The following is a 14,176-nucleotide window of genomic DNA, read 5'->3' as shown; positions in this document are numbered from 1 at the left end:
GATGGCTTCCTGTCGGTGATTTCCCCAGTGAGGCGTGAACCCCATTTTCACCATATCATCGTAAAAATTGAGTTAGCTCAAGCGGGAATTGCGGACGGCAGAAAAGCGCAAAAGCGCCGAAAACCAGGCGGTTTCGGCGCTTGCCGGAATGGCTGCCCTCAGGCGGGATGCAAAACCTTTGTGTAAACCGCCTGCCGTTCAGTCGGCGATCGCCACGGAAGGGCGGTGATAGACGGCGAGCCAGGCATAGCCGCGGCCGATCGTGCGCCGCTCGAGATCGGCGCCATTTTCGCGGGCTTTCTCGCGTAACACGTCGAACAGCCGCTCGCGCGGCGTCACGTGAAAGCGGTTGAGCCAGCCGTGCAGCGCCCGGCGGAAGCTCGTCGGCAGGCGTTCCTGCTGGCCGAAATCGGCAATGTGCAGCGAGCCGCCCGGATTAAGCGCTGTGATCGCCGCGTCGATCGCCTTCTGCCAGTCGGGGATCATCGACAGCGAGTAGGAGATGACGATGTGATCGAAACCCCTTTCGCCGAAGATCGCCGGATCGAAGTCCGTTGCGTCGGCGACATGCAGCGTGGCGCGCCTGTTGCCGCCACGGTTGAGCTTCGCGCCGGCCGAGGTCAACATTTCCTGGGATATGTCGAGCCCGAACAGGCGGGCCGACGGGAAACAGCGGCCGATCAGCGCCAGATTGCGGCCGGTGCCGCAGCCGACCTCAAGCACCGAGGCACCGGAGGCCGGGTTCATGTCGCGGATCAGCGTGTCGCGGCCGAAGAGGTAGTACTTCCGCGTGAGATCGTAGAAGTGCCGCTGATAGCGGTACATGTGGTCCATGCGCCGCGCGTGGGAGATCCCGGCCTGTTGCACGTCTCAGCCCTTCCTGCGGTAGATGTGGAAGCCGCCATAGATGGCGGAGCGGTCTTCGGCGCCGAGCCGTAGCGAGGTTTCGGCATCGTAGTGCCACTGGTCGAGCAGGGCCGGGGAGACACGGCCGGGCAGGATGCTGTCTTCCGCCGCCGTGCGGAAGATCACGACTGCGCCCTCATCCGCCGTGCGGGTGATCTCGGTCCAGAGGTCGTTCAGCTGCTGGTCGGTCATCCAGTCCTGCGCGTCGAGCAGGATATAGCGGTCGACCGAGCCGGCGGATTTGCCGGCGAGAAGCTCGGTGAAGCTTGCGTGATGTACCTCGACGCGCTCGGCATTGTTGCGGATCGCCTCATAGGCGCCGGCGTCGAGATAGGGCGGCAGGTCGCCTTCATGCGGCAGCGGGTAGCGGCGGCCGAAGGCCTGCCAGGCGAAGTAGTTTTCGCGCAGCGGGAAGTGACAGGTGAGCTTTTCCAGGCGATGGCGCAGAACGGCGGCGAGCGACTTTTCGGCACTCAGGCTTGCGAGCTCGTCGAACTGCTGCGGCGGAATGCCGAGGCCGAAGAGGGAGCTCTTGCGCCCGGTGATCCAGCGGATGACGGGACGATCGAAGAGAGGCGCCAGGCGCTCGTCGAAGAACTGCCGCTGTTCGCGCATGGAGCGCGCCTGGACGAAGTCCTCCGGATTGACGCCGTGCAGGCGGGCAAGCAGGTGGCTGGCTGCAATGAAGCGGCCGAGCAGACCGGTGCGGTAGATATTGCGGCCAAAGACGCCGATACGCCGGCGACCGGTCATGTCGCGGCGGGTCCAGTAGCTGCGCGTCGCTGTATCAAGCTTCGGCGCGAGGAATAGATCGAAAGCCTGGACGTTGGTCGTCGTGCCCTGGATCGCCAGGAAGCGCGTGACATCCTTGTGGCTCGGCAGATGGCGGAAGGCTGCGAGCTTCAGGCGGTTGAGCGCGATATGGTGCGGGTTGAGGTCGACGACGTCTATTTTCCGTGGGCCGGCCGACAGATAGGTCAGCATGTTGCAGCCGCCGGAGCCGATGGTGACGATCCGGCTTTCCGGGGTCAGTTGCATCGCCTCCATGTCGACGATCGGATCTTCCCAGATCTGCGGATAGACGAGGCCCGAAAAGAGCAGGCCGAACAGACGTTCCGAGAAGCCTGCGAGGGAGAGGGTCTTGTGCTGGAGCAGGGCGTTTTTCAGCTTCGGATTTTTTCTGCCAAAGCCAACGTCGGAAGCGATTTCATTCATCTCAGACGGTCATCCAGTTGAAACTTAGGCGCTTCTAAAGTGACTCGGCTACACTTTGATGACGGGCTTTCTCACAGGGCTGGGGCGGTCTCCGGAACGCAAATCTACAATTTTTCACCCATAAGAATTCATTAAACCCTGACGTGCTAGCACCGCCTTACATACGGGGGGCGTCGACATGATGTTAGGTACGTTTCTGCCGAAGCCCGAGCAGCGATTTGCGGCTGCCGGCGCGGCATTGGGGGCTCTGGTTTCTGTGGCGTGGCTTGCCAGCGGAACCGCTCTTCCCGACCAGATGGCGCCGCATTGGGACGTCCCTGCCGTTATGGCGGCCGGCGCCATGCCTTTCATCCTCGGCGGCTCCTTCTATCGCTGGCGCTACTCGCGCCGGCTTGAGCTGGAGCTGCGTGCCGCGCGGCGCGCCGAGCGTCGCCTGCGCAACGAAGTCCATCGCGACAAGCTGACTGGGCTTGCAAACCGCGCTGCGCTCGAGGCCGATATCAGCCAGGCACTCAGCGCAGAAGGTGCCGCGTTTGCGCGCAACGCCTTGCTTCTTCTCGATCTCGATCGCTTCAAGGTGATCAACGACACGCTGGGACATGACGCCGGCGACCGGTTGCTGGCTCTGTTCGGCGCCCGGCTCAGGCGTGCCTTTGCCGGCGAGGCGACGGTCTACCGCCTCGGCGGTGACGAGTTCGTGCTTGCGGCCGCGTGCGCGCCGTCTCAGGCCGATGCGGAAATGCTCGCAACGCGGGTGGAAAAGCTGTTCGAAGCGCCGTTCGATCTCGGGGAAACGCGCATCGCTTCAGGCTGCAGCATCGGCATCGCCTTCATCGAGCGGTCGGACAAATCGACATCCGACGTGTTGAAAAGGGCGGACCTGGCGCTTTACGAAGCCAAGGCGATCAGCGGCAACAGTCATGCCTTCCACTCGGAAACCCTGAGCCATGCCGTGCGGCAGCGGGCGGAAGCCGAGCGCGATCTTACGCGCGGTTTCGAGGCAGAGGAGTTCTTTCTCGCATTCCTGCCGATCCTCGGCATCGAAAGCGGCTCCATCGGTGGGTTCCAGGCGCTGCTGCGCTGGCGGCATCCGCATCTCGGCGTCATCGGCGCGGAAACGTTCGAGCCGCCGGAGCAGAGCGCGACTACGCTGGCGCTTGCCGCCTGGGCGCTTCAGTCCGCCTGCAGGCAGGCGGCCGGCTGGTCTTTCCCGAAAGGGCTGACGATTGCGCCCTTCGTCTCGCAACTGCGCGACCGCGATTTCGTCACGCACGTGGAGCGTGCCTTTCGGATGCTGGCCTTTCGCCGGAACGCCTGACGATCGAGGTCGCCGAGGGCGTCTCGACGGACGATCTCGTCATCGTCACCGAAAACTTGCGGGGGCTGCGCGCGCTCGGCGTTCGCGTCGCGCTTGGCGGCGGCTCCGCCTCGTCGCTGCCCCTGAACCAGATCTCGGAGGTGCAGCCCGACCAGGTGACCGTCGATCTCGCCGCCGTGCGGGCCGCACATGGCAGCGAACGCAGCGTGGCGTTGCTCGCCTGCCTGATCAAGACCGGACAGGTGCTGCGGCTTTCGATCGCCGTCAGCGGTGTCGAGAAGGAGAGCGAGGCGGATTGCGCGCGGGCCTGTGGCGCTGCCGAGATCCGCGGTCCCTGGGTTTCGCCTGTTATGGCCGACGTGTCGGTGCTCGTCGGCGACGGCGAAGCGGGAGAGGCGCGCCTCTCTGCGAGTGCGTGAGCGAGAGCTCGAAGCGCTGCACTTTTTTCGACTGCTTGTGCGTTTTTCCAATATGAAAAGTTGAGGCGGCCGGGGCTTTCCCTTGCAGCAAAATGCTGGTTCTCTTTGCGCATCAGGCCGGAGGATCGCATGGGACGTTTGTTGAAGATTTCGGGTGCCGTGCTGGCGCTGATCGTCGTCGGTCTGTTCGGTTGGCTTGCGCTGGCGCCGCCGCAACTGCTGAAGGTCGGCGACGGCTATGCGGCAAAAATCGTCTGTTCCAACGTCTTCATCGCCGGACGCGATGCCCAGGCTGTGCTCGCCGACGACGTGCAGGCCCCCGGCCACCCGTTGCTCAAGCTGGTGCGCGTCGGTGTCGACAAAGAGAAACAGCTGGTGACGGCACGCATCCTCGGTTTTGCCGCACCCGGTTACGCGGCCTATCGTCCGGGTGCCGGCTGCGCCAGCCTGCCGGACGGCGATGCCGCGGCTCTGGCACCAATCGAAACGAAAACCGCCGCAGCGGCGCCCGTGCCGGGTGTGGCCTGGCCCGAAGGCGAGGGGGCCGTGATCGAGCCGACCTTGCAGAAGCTCGTCGAGGACGCTGACCTCGCCGGGCCGGGCATGCGGGCGATCGCCGTGATCCACGACGGCCAACTGGTGGCGGAAACCTATGGCCAGGGTTTCGACCGTTCGACGCCGTTGCTCGGCTGGTCGATGACCAAATCGGTGACGGCGGCGCTGATTGGCCTCAGGATTGCAGAAGGGCGCATGGACGTGTCGCAGGGCGACTTGCTGCCGGAATGGGCCGGGGACGAGCGGGCGGGCATCACGCTTGCGGACCTGATGGGGATGCAGAGCGGGCTTGCCTTTAACGAGAATTATGGCGCCGTCACCGACGTGACGCGCATGCTCTATCTGGAAAGGGACATGGCGGGTTTTGCCGCGACGCGGACGTTGGGTGCAAAGCCCGGCACGAACTTCAGCTATTCCAGCGGCACCAGCACGCTGCTGTCGCGGATCTGGATGCGCACCTTCGACGATCCGACGGCAGCGCTTGCCTTTCCCTATGACGCTTTGTTTGCGCCGCTCGGCATGACGAGCGCCGTCCTGGAGACGGACGAGAGCGGCACCTTCGTCGGTTCCTCCTACATGTATGCGACGACGCAGGACTGGGCGCGGTTCGCGCAGCTCCTGCTGCAGGACGGTGTCTGGAAGGGGAGGGCGATGCTGCCGAAGGACTATGTCGCCTTCATGCGCACGCCGACCAAGGCATCGGGCGGCAAATACGGCCAGGGCCAGGTATGGCTGGAGGAAAACGGCGCGCGGGCGGGAACGGGCAGTTTCCCGGCAGATGCCTTCTGGATGCTCGGGCATGACGGCCAGGCGATCATGCTGGTGCCTTCGCTGAAGCTGGCGGTCGTGCGGCTGGGGCTTACGCCTTCGCGGCTCGGCTATGACGTGCAGACACTCAACGCCAAAATAATAGAGGCGCTCGATTGAGCGCCTCGTAAGGATATTCCAGAGCCGTCGAGAAGCAGCTTCGCTTCGGGCCAGCCGGGTGGCCGGCTTACTTCATGCCGAGCTCTTCGAGCAGGCCCTTGCGCTTGGCGTGATAGTAATAGCCGCTGGCATAGAGCTTTACTGCGCTGTCATGCTGGTTGTCGGCCACCATCCAGGCGCCGTGCAGATACTTGGTCGCGTATTTGAGGTTGGTTTCGGCGTCGAACAGACCTTCCGCCGGACCGTCATAGCCGAGACCCTTGGCGGTGTTGTAGCGGATCTGCATCAGGCCGTAATTGCCCTTGCTGTAGGCGCGCGGATTGTAGTTGCTCTCGCGCTTGACGACGCGGTGCACCAGTTCCACCGGAATGCCGTTGAGATCGGCATAGTACTTGATCATCTTGTCGAGTTCGGGACGCGAGCTCGTCGGCGTCTTGGTGAACTTCATCGAATCCGGGATGACGTTGGCGACTGCGGCCACCGTCGAGCCGATGACGCCGGTCTTCGGGCGCTCGGTCGGAACGATCATGCGGTTGGCGACCAGAGTTTCGAGGCCGACCGGTTCGCCGGTGTCGAAGTCCGATTCCATTGCTGCTGCAACTGCGAGCGTCGAGACCGGCAGATCCTGGACGCGAGCGGTCTTGGTTGCCGCCGGCGAGAGGGCGGCGGATGCCACCTGAGTGGAGTCGGCGGGCGAGGGGGCTTCCGCTGCGGCAATCGCCGCGCTGGCGCCGGTCTGCGTCGTCGGGGCAACCATGGCAAGCGCCATGGTGTCGCCCGGCTTGGCCGCGGGGACCGCGACCAGTGCGGGTGCTGCTTCCGCACCCTGTGCCAGATCGGTCGCGACCGGATAGGTGGCGGCGACGCCAGCGGTCTGAGCTGTCAAGGCCGCGCTCGTTGCGGTGGCGGCGCCGTCGGGCGTCGGCAGTGCATAGGCGGTCATTTCGGTGCCGGGCTTTGCGAGGGGCGTAACCGTCTGCACGGCCGTGAGGTCTGCCAGCGACGTGTGCTCTACCGTTGAGCATCCCGAGACGATGGTCGCCGACAACAAAGCTGCCACGCCAAACGTCTGTTTGGAAAGGGAAATACGGTAATTCGCCATTCTGTCACTTTCGTGCTTCTGGGCCCCGTAGCCCCTGCAAATCAGCGGTTGCCAGCCGCCAAGCGTGAATCTCCATTAACCTATGAGGCTGGCGGCGGCAAGCGTGGGGTCGAATTTCAGGCCGTGGCCCGCTTCATCGTGGCCGTCAAAAGCCCGGCGCCGATCAGCATGGAGCCGCCGGCGCGGTTGACGATCCGCCGCACATTCGGCTTGGAAATCGTGCTGCGGGCGGCGGTCGCAAGGGCTGCATAGAGGCTGGCATTGAGGATCGCGAGCGTGAGGAACGTCAGCTCGAAAATCGCCATCTGGGTAAAGAGCGGCTGGCTGAGATCGAGGAACTGCGGCAGGAAGGCGACGAAGAAGACGATGCTCTTCGGGTTCAGCGCAGTCACCGCATAGGTATGAAAGAAGATGCGAAGCGGGCGTTCCGTCGACGTGGTTTCGAGGTCGGCGTCGCCGCCGGCGGCCACCGGCGCGCGCCAGAGCTTGATGCCGAGCCAGATAAGATAGGCAGCGCCCACCCATTTCAAGACGGTGAAGATGGCGGCAGAGGTGGCAAGCAGGGCGCCGAGGCCGAGCATGGAGGCGGTCATGGCGGTGAAATCGCCGAGCGCCACACCGGCGACCGTCGCGCCCGCCGTCTTGCGGCCATGGCCGAGCGCGTAGGAAATGACGAGGAGAATGGTGGGGCCGGGGATGGCGAGCAGCACGGCCGAGGCCGCGGCAAAGGCAAACCAGTGTTCGAACGACATGAAAAAGCTCCGCGCTGAAGGTGGTGTTCGGCAATCAATTCGCCGAGCCAGCCACGGAAACGCGGAGCCGTCAACGTCTAATCAAGCGTTGTCGGCGGGTGGCATATCCACCCGCCGGCAAGTGTCGGTCAGTGCTTCTGGGCCTTCCACTTCTGGCCGATGACATCCATCACCTCGCCGAACCACTTGGTGGAGGTATCGAACTGCTTGCCGCCCTTGATGCGCGGGAATTCGATGGTGCGCAGCTTGCCGCCCTGGTCTTCGTCGTGACCGGTGACGCCCGAGACCTTGTTGAGGGCGCTTTCGACGGCAAGGTCGACCATGCCCTGGATCAGGCGCAGGTCGTCGCCGTTGGCCGGGGCCGAGCGGGCGTAGTAGCCAGATTTCTGCACCATCGAGCGTTCGGCGCCGAGAAGGGCTGCAAACTGCTTGGAGAACCAGTTGCCGACATTGATCGTGTCGATCTTCACGTGGCCGAAGGCATCACGCTTGATGGTCTCGCCGGCTGCTTCCCGCTCGGCGACGATGGCGTCGAGGCAGGCGCCTTCACTGACGAACAGCGTCACGAAGCCGGTGCGGTCCATAACCTTGCGCAGGCGATCGGCTTCGCCCTGCAGGTCGAACTTCATCTCCGGCAGATAGAGGCCGTCGATGTTCTTCATCTGGCGGTTCATCATGAAGCCGTCGACGAATTCCTTGTCGTCGGTCATCTGGATATAGGAGCGGGCGGTGGTTGCCGTCAGCCAGCCGCTATGGCGGCCCATGACTTCATGGACGACGAGCGTGCGCGGGGCGGCACTCTGTTCGTTGCTGACATTGTCGAAGAAGCGGGCGCCGTATTCGGCAGCCGTCCAGGCGCCGAGCGTCTGGCGGATCGGAACGACGTCGTTGTCGACGGTCTTCGGCAGGCCGACCACGGTCAGGTCGTAGCCGTTGGCGCCGAGATAGGCGGCAAGGTCGGCAGCGGTCGTGTTGGTGTCGTCGCCGCCGATGGTGTGCAGGATCGAAATGCCGTCCTTGGCAAGGCGCTCGGCTGCGACACGCAGCGGGTTTTCGCCTTCCTTGACCAGGCCGCGCTTGACGCAGTCGGCGGCGTTGGTGAGCTTGACGCGGCTGTTGCCGATCGGCGAGCCGCCATGGCGATGCAGGATATGGGCCTTTTCGCGCATGTCGCGCGTAATTTCGATCTGGTCTCCAAGGAGTACGCCCTGGTAGCCCGAGCGATACGCGACCAGCTCATATTCGGGTGCTACGTCCGTATAGCGCTCGATCAGTCCTCCAACGGCCGATGACAGACAGGGCGCGAGCCCGCCGGCCGTCAGCATTGCGACTTTTTTCTTGGCCATGTTTCCTCCTCGGGACTTTGGCATGCGATGGGTGCGGCCTCCATAGCGCAAATCAGATGGAATTTAAATGACGGGCCTGTGGATGTTGTGTCGAGGCTGCGCGAGAACGGCTGCTGGGCGCCGTCGGAAACGCGGGGCGGGCTCGGTGTCGCGCCGATTGTCGCAGCCGGAGGAGCGCAATCGGGCGGCGCGGCCTTCGCGGCCGGTGCATTTGGTGTGTTTTTCGGCATAAATTCGCCGCTTCGGATCGCTAGGTTGTTCCCAAGGGAACAGCTTTCCGTCTACCAGCTGTCGCAAGTTCCAATCGATGGATTGACAATAGTGAGGTGCCATCACAAATTCGTCATCCTCGTGGTTCGGACCATCCCACCGCTTGCAATTTGCCACCACACAAGTCCATGCTATACGCTGGAGAGACAGGGATTCTCGCATGTCATTCTGGGACAGCCTCCTCAAAATCGTTACCGCCACCGGCAATGCGCTTGCCGGTGTGGTCGAGGCCGTGCGTACCCTGTTTGAGGGCGACCCGGAGACACGGCGCAAGGTTGCCTTCTCCGTCGCGATGATCGCGCTTTCGGCCAAGATGGCCAAGGCCGACGGCATCGTCAGCGAGGCCGAGGTCGCCGCCTTCCGCGACATCTTCCAGTTCCCGCCCGACCAGGCGCAGAACGTCGCGCGTCTCTATAATCTGGCGCGCCAGGACGTCGCCGGCTACGAGGCCTATGCGGAGAAGATGGCGTCGCTGTGTTCGTCCTGCGAAGAAAACTGCCCGATCCTCGAGGATATCGTCGACGGCCTGTTCCACATCGCCAAGTCCGACGGTGCAGTTCATGAGCGCGAACTGGCGTTCCTGGTGCGGGTCGCCGAGATCTTCGGCATGGACGAGGCGCATTTCGAGCTCATCATGGCCCGCCATGTGCACGGAGACGGTCGCGACCCCTATCAGGTGCTCGGCGTTTCGCGTAAGGATGATTTCGCCGACATCCGCAAGCGCTACCGTGTGCTGGTTTCCGAAAACCACCCGGATATGCTGGTGGCGCGCGGCGTACCGCAAGAATTCCACGCGATCGCCAATGATCGCATGGCGGCGCTGAACGCCGCCTATGAGGCGATCGAGAAAGAACGCCGAGCCGCATGACTTCGAAATACTGCGACTATCCGGGGGCTCGCTTCATGCCGTCGCCCAATTTTGGCGACCGCGCCGACAGGCGGGCACCGGATATGATCGTGCTGCACTACACCGGCATGGCAACGGGCGCTTCGGCGCTCGAATGGCTTTGTCGCGAAGAGAGCCAGGTTTCCAGCCATTATTTCGTTCATGAGGACGGACGCGTCGACCAGCTCGTGCCTGAGACGCTGCGTGCCTGGCACGCGGGCAAGAGCTACTGGAAGGGCGAGACCGACATCAACTCCTGTTCGATCGGTATTGAGATCGCCAACCCGGGCCACCCCGGCGGGTTGCCGGATTTCCCGAAGAAGCAGATCGATGCGGTCGTCGAATTGTGTCGGGACTGTGGCCAGCGGTGGTCGATCGCCCCGGAAAGGGTGCTGGCGCACAGCGATATCGCCCCCATTCGCAAGGTTGATCCGGGAGAAAAATTTCCTTGGCATGTTCTTCACCGTGAAGGGGTCGGGCACTGGGTTGAGCCGGCTCCGATCGGCGGCGGGCGCTTCTTTCAGCGCGGCGACCGCGGTCAGCCGGTAGAGGCCATCCAGTCGATGCTGTCGCTCTATGGCTACGGCATTGAAGTGACTGGTGATTTCTGCGAAAAAACCGAGGGCGCCGTCGCCGCGTTCCAAAGGCATTTCCGGCAACAGAGGGTAGACGGCATCGCCGACATCTCAACCCTCGATACGCTCCATCGCCTGCTTTCCGGGCTGCCGCAATTTATCGCCTGACGCGGAAGAATTTTTCGTCCCGAAGCCTGTTTTCCGGATGTTCGTGGCATGTTTTTTTAGCTTTGCCACATGTTTACCATGATGCGCCGTTCATTTCCCGCTCATTGAAACTGCAGGAACTTCGGGGCGCAACGCTCACGTCCTGTGAATGAAACGATCGGGACGTGAGGCTCGAAGCGGGGTGCGCTTCGGTCCAATCCCCAGACCGGAGAATTCAAACTACATGAGAATATCGTCTGTTGCTGCGGTGGCGGCATGCCTTGGCATGTTCTTCGCCGGGATGGGTACGTCGTATGCGGGGAATGTCGACAAGACCATCAAGACCTCTTCCATCCCGACCGTCACCCGGACCACAGGCTTCCCGAAACCGGACCTTCCGCAGAACGTTCAGTATACGGCCCTGATCAAGAGCTATGCGAAGCAGTACGGCGTTCCCGTCGATCTGGCGCATGCGGTCGTCAAGGTCGAAAGCAACTTCAATCCGAAGGCACGCGGCAGCGCCGGCGAGATCGGCCTGATGCAGATCAAGCCCGCCACGGCGCGCATGATGGGCTATTCGGGCTCCTCCAAGGGTCTCTACGACCCGGAAACCAACATCAAGTTCGGCATGAAGTATCTCGCCATGGCGCATGAGCTTTCGGGCGGCACCACCTGCGGCACGATCCTCAAGTACAATGCCGGCCATGGCGCCAAGCGCATGAACCCGGTTTCCAAACGCTATTGCGGCAAGGTCCAGGACATCATCGACTAGAACGCCGTGCGTTCCAGCGAACGCACGAGGGGCGCTTTGGCATCCCAATTCTAGAGCATCTGGCCGCCTCGGTGTTTCCGCTTGAGGGCGGAATGCTCTAGTCCCTGACAGGCGTGGGTGATCCATTTGCCCACGCGACGAGAGAGCATCGTCCGCCGGCCACGCGGCAATGGCGGATGCTCCAGCCGGACAGGTCTCGCGTTCCGGCGCACCAATTAAATCCTTGAGTGGTGGTGCCCTAAGAGCACCGATATGCTACCTCCTTCCGTGTCAGCGGAGCGGGGATGAGCATGTCGGAAAGCTTTGATTTCATTGTCGTCGGCAAGGGCATGATGGGCGCTGCGGCTGCCCGGCACCTGGCGCTCTCGGGTGCTGGCGTCGCGCTCGTCGGTCCTGACGAGCCGACCGACTGGGCCAGTCATTCCGGCGTCTTTTCCAGCCACTACGACAATGCCCGCATCACCCGCACGATCGACGACGACCCCGTCTGGGCGCGTCTCGCCCGTCGCTCGATCGAGCGCTACGACGAGATCGAACGCGAAAGCGGCATCCGGTTTTATCACGAGGTCGGCTGCCTGATGGCGGGGCCAGCGCCGGGCTCGAGCTACGACTATATCGAGCAGGTGGAAAAGGCGCGGGATGCGCTCGGCGTCGAAGCGCCGCTCTATGACAGCGAGGCGCTGTCGCGGCGCTTTCCCTGGTTCCGTTTTCCCGAGGGCACGGCCGGCGTTTATGAACGCCTTGGCGCCGGCTACATCAATCCACGCGCGCTCGTTGCGGCGCAGGTCATCTGTGCCGAGAAGGCCGGCGCACGGATCGTGCGCGACGAGGTCGGCGCCGTCTCCGAAGCGGACGATCGCGTTGTCGTCACGACGGTCTCGGGCGTGCGCCTGGAAGCGGGCCGGGTCATCGTTGCGGCCGGCGGATTTTCCCTGTCCGACAAACTGCTGCCGCGGCCGATCGACTTGACGGTCAAAGCTCGCACGGTGCTGTTCGCGGAGGTGGCGGCGAGCGAGCTGCCTGACTTCGAGGGCATGCCCTCGCTGATCGGTGCAGCACCCGAGCAGGAGAAGAGCTACTACCTGCTGCCGCCGGTCGGCTATGCCGACGGCAGGACCTACATCAAGATCGGCGGCGATCCGATCGACAGGATCCTGGGTGACGAGCCGGCGATACGGCACTGGTTCCGCGGACCGGGCGGTGCGGCAGCGGCCGAGCATCTGCGTCGGCTGCTGGCCGAGGTGATGCCTGATTTCCGGCCGGTCTCCACCCGCTTTTCACCCTGTGTCACCTCGTTTACCCGCGACGGGCTGCCCTATATCGGCTTTGCCGAGGGCGACCGCATCGCCGTCGTCACCGGCGGCAACGGCCAGGCGGCAAAAAGCTCCGACGAGATCGGCAGGCTCGGCGCTGTCCTTGTGCAAAATGGCCGGATCGATGAGCCCGAATATGACGCCGACTTCGCGGTCGCCTTTCGCTAGGTGCGGCGGCATCCACCCGGTCTCGACCGATCTGCCCTGTTGGCAGCGTGAAAAACACTGCCGTTTTTTCTGGCGCCGGGCGGGGGCTTGCGTTAAGGAGCGCCTGCCAGTTGGCCGGGCAGCCGCTCTCCGCAAGTGCCGAAAGGCCGCGGGGGGAGGAAAGTCCGGGCTCCACGGAAGCACGGTGCCGGATAACGTCCGGCGAGGGTGACCTCAGGGAAAGTGCCACAGAAAGCAAACCGCTCCGCTTGCGGAGTAAGGGTGAAAGGGTGGGGTAAGAGCCCACCGCGGACATGGCGACATGGACGGCACGGCAAACCCCACCGGGAGCAAGACCGAATAGGGATGACGCGGACGCGCAAGCGCCCAGCCTGTTTCCGGGCCAGTCATCCGGGTGGGTTGCAAGAGGCTGCGTGCAAACGTAGTCCCAGATGAATGGCTGCCACGTTCCGTTGCCTTCGGGTGACGGGGCCATACAGAACCCGGCTTACAGGCCAACTGGCGATTTTCTCTCTCTCTCTCTCTCTCTCTCTCTCTCAATGCGGGCCGAACGGTTCAGCGCGCGCGGATCGCGCCTTGCAAATCGGGCTGATCCGCATGCCATTTTTGCGGCCGGCAGCGGTGCAGGTTTAGGCGGTTGTGTCGTTGCCGCCGTGCATTCTTCTCTTGCGATGACGCGCAAGCGCCTCTGCGCAACGGTGTTTCTGCGCTTTTTCTCACATTCTGATTTTTCAACGATTTGAAGCCGTTCGACCGTCGCATTCCCGCACAGTGGGGGTCTCTTCGTAACCCTTCGTTAAACTTAACAACCTATCAATATTTGATCAGCCCGACGGCTGTTTGTGATCCATTCCCATTGACGCCCATATGGTCCCATGATATCCCATAATGGCACTGCGCAGGGGCTGCTTCGCGGCCCAATATCGCAAGATTCCAATGCCTTCCGGCTTCGGAGGGTGGTCGGACATTCCACTGTTCGGCGGGGCGGTCTTGCGTGCGGAGTGACGTGTTCTCGCGGGTCGATGATCGTGGCCCGTCAGTCTTGGGCGGCCGTTTCGCGTTATGAACCGCTTCTTGTCACATGCCACCAATCGGATCGATGCGAAGGGGCGGGTCTCTGTTCCCTCGGCGTTTCGCTCCGTGCTGTCGGATGGGGGCGTTCGGGAGCTATACTGTTTTCAGGATTTCGTCTTTCCGGCGATCAGCGTCGGCGGGCCGGAGCTCCTGGATCGGTTCGAGAAGCAGATGGCGGCCGAGGATCCATTTTCTCCGGAAGCCAACGAGATGTCGCTGCTGGTTCACGGGGGTGGCGTCTTTGTGAAGCTCGATCCGGAAGGCCGGTTGATGATGACGGATTTTATCCGCGACTTCACCGGCATCTCGACCGACGTGATGTTCGTCGGGCGGGGCGATTATTTTCAGCTCTGGGAGCCGCAGGCCTTTCAAAAGGCGCAGGCGGCGGCCCGGGAAGGGCGCAAGTCACGGGGGTTGCGTCCAGAATAGAA

Annotated in this window: 11 protein-coding genes, 1 other RNA gene and 1 pseudogene; 8 read left to right on the top strand and 5 right to left on the bottom strand. The window is 63.1% G+C overall.

What is annotated here, in order from left to right:
• Window positions 1-198: 198 nt before the first annotated feature.
• Together FA04_RS11065 and FA04_RS11060 are read right to left on the bottom strand one after the other, a co-directional pair.
• Entirely contained in the window at window positions 199-834 is a 636-nt protein-coding gene (locus tag FA04_RS11065) for a class I SAM-dependent methyltransferase (protein WP_051659249.1), read from the bottom strand.
• Between the two features lie 36 nt (window positions 835-870).
• Window positions 871-2,121 (bottom strand): BtaA family protein, encoded by a 1,251-nt coding sequence (locus FA04_RS11060; protein ID WP_034792379.1) that lies wholly within the window; start codon window positions 2,119-2,121, stop codon window positions 871-873.
• Window positions 2,122-2,299: 178 nt separating this feature from the next.
• Between FA04_RS11060 and FA04_RS11055 the strand changes: the two are divergent.
• Both FA04_RS11055 and FA04_RS11045 read left to right on the top strand, forming a co-directional pair.
• Window positions 2,300-3,858, top strand: a pseudogene (locus tag FA04_RS11055) (EAL domain-containing protein).
• Between the two features lie 129 nt (window positions 3,859-3,987).
• Complete coding sequence (locus FA04_RS11045) at window positions 3,988-5,340, top strand: serine hydrolase domain-containing protein (protein ID WP_034792383.1); 1,353 nt, start codon at window positions 3,988-3,990, stop codon at window positions 5,338-5,340.
• A 67-nt stretch (window positions 5,341-5,407) separates the two neighbouring features.
• Here FA04_RS11045 and FA04_RS11040 read toward each other — a convergent pair whose 3' ends face one another.
• The 3 genes from FA04_RS11040 to FA04_RS11030 form a co-directional block, all read right to left on the bottom strand.
• The gene (locus FA04_RS11040; RefSeq protein ID WP_034792386.1) at window positions 5,408-6,442 is read right to left on the bottom strand and encodes a lytic transglycosylase domain-containing protein; all 1,035 of its coding nucleotides are present in this window, start codon (window positions 6,440-6,442) and stop codon (window positions 5,408-5,410) included.
• Between the two features lie 116 nt (window positions 6,443-6,558).
• On the bottom strand, window positions 6,559-7,194 hold the full coding sequence (locus tag FA04_RS11035) for a LysE family translocator (RefSeq protein WP_034792388.1): 636 nt from the start codon (window positions 7,192-7,194) through the stop codon (window positions 6,559-6,561).
• 128 nt (window positions 7,195-7,322) lie between these two features.
• Entirely contained in the window at window positions 7,323-8,540 is a 1,218-nt protein-coding gene (locus tag FA04_RS11030; RefSeq protein ID WP_034792390.1) for a pyrophosphate--fructose-6-phosphate 1-phosphotransferase, read from the bottom strand.
• Between the two features lie 430 nt (window positions 8,541-8,970).
• On the opposite strand from FA04_RS11030, the gene FA04_RS11025 reads away from it, so the two are divergent.
• From FA04_RS11025 to mraZ, 6 genes are all read left to right on the top strand, one after another.
• Window positions 8,971-9,678: a J domain-containing protein gene (locus FA04_RS11025; RefSeq protein ID WP_034792391.1), complete on the top strand. Its 708-nt coding sequence runs from the start codon at window positions 8,971-8,973 to the stop codon at window positions 9,676-9,678.
• A complete protein-coding gene (locus FA04_RS11020; protein ID WP_034792393.1) occupies window positions 9,675-10,439 on the top strand; it encodes an N-acetylmuramoyl-L-alanine amidase in 765 nt (254 codons plus the stop codon). The genes FA04_RS11025 and FA04_RS11020 overlap by 4 nt, the downstream gene beginning before the upstream one ends.
• Window positions 10,440-10,662: 223 nt before the next feature.
• Window positions 10,663-11,190: a lytic transglycosylase domain-containing protein gene (locus tag FA04_RS11015; protein ID WP_034792405.1), complete on the top strand. Its 528-nt coding sequence runs from the start codon at window positions 10,663-10,665 to the stop codon at window positions 11,188-11,190.
• Window positions 11,191-11,480: 290 nt separating this feature from the next.
• Window positions 11,481-12,671 carry an NAD(P)/FAD-dependent oxidoreductase gene (locus tag FA04_RS11010; RefSeq protein WP_034793594.1) on the top strand — a complete coding sequence of 397 codons (1,191 nt, stop codon included), beginning with the start codon at window positions 11,481-11,483 and terminating at the stop codon, window positions 12,669-12,671.
• 106 nt (window positions 12,672-12,777) lie between these two features.
• An RNA gene (gene rnpB, locus FA04_RS11005) (RNase P RNA component class A) lies at window positions 12,778-13,177 on the top strand.
• A 556-nt stretch (window positions 13,178-13,733) separates the two neighbouring features.
• A complete protein-coding gene (mraZ, locus tag FA04_RS10995) occupies window positions 13,734-14,174 on the top strand; it encodes a division/cell wall cluster transcriptional repressor MraZ (RefSeq protein WP_034792415.1) in 441 nt (146 codons plus the stop codon).
• The last annotated feature ends 2 nt before the right edge of the window (window positions 14,175-14,176 follow it).

This window comes from Ensifer adhaerens (genome assembly GCF_000697965.2).
Lineage (GTDB): Bacteria > Pseudomonadota > Alphaproteobacteria > Rhizobiales > Rhizobiaceae > Ensifer > Ensifer adhaerens.
This window is presented reverse-complemented; position numbering and strand designations above follow the sequence as displayed.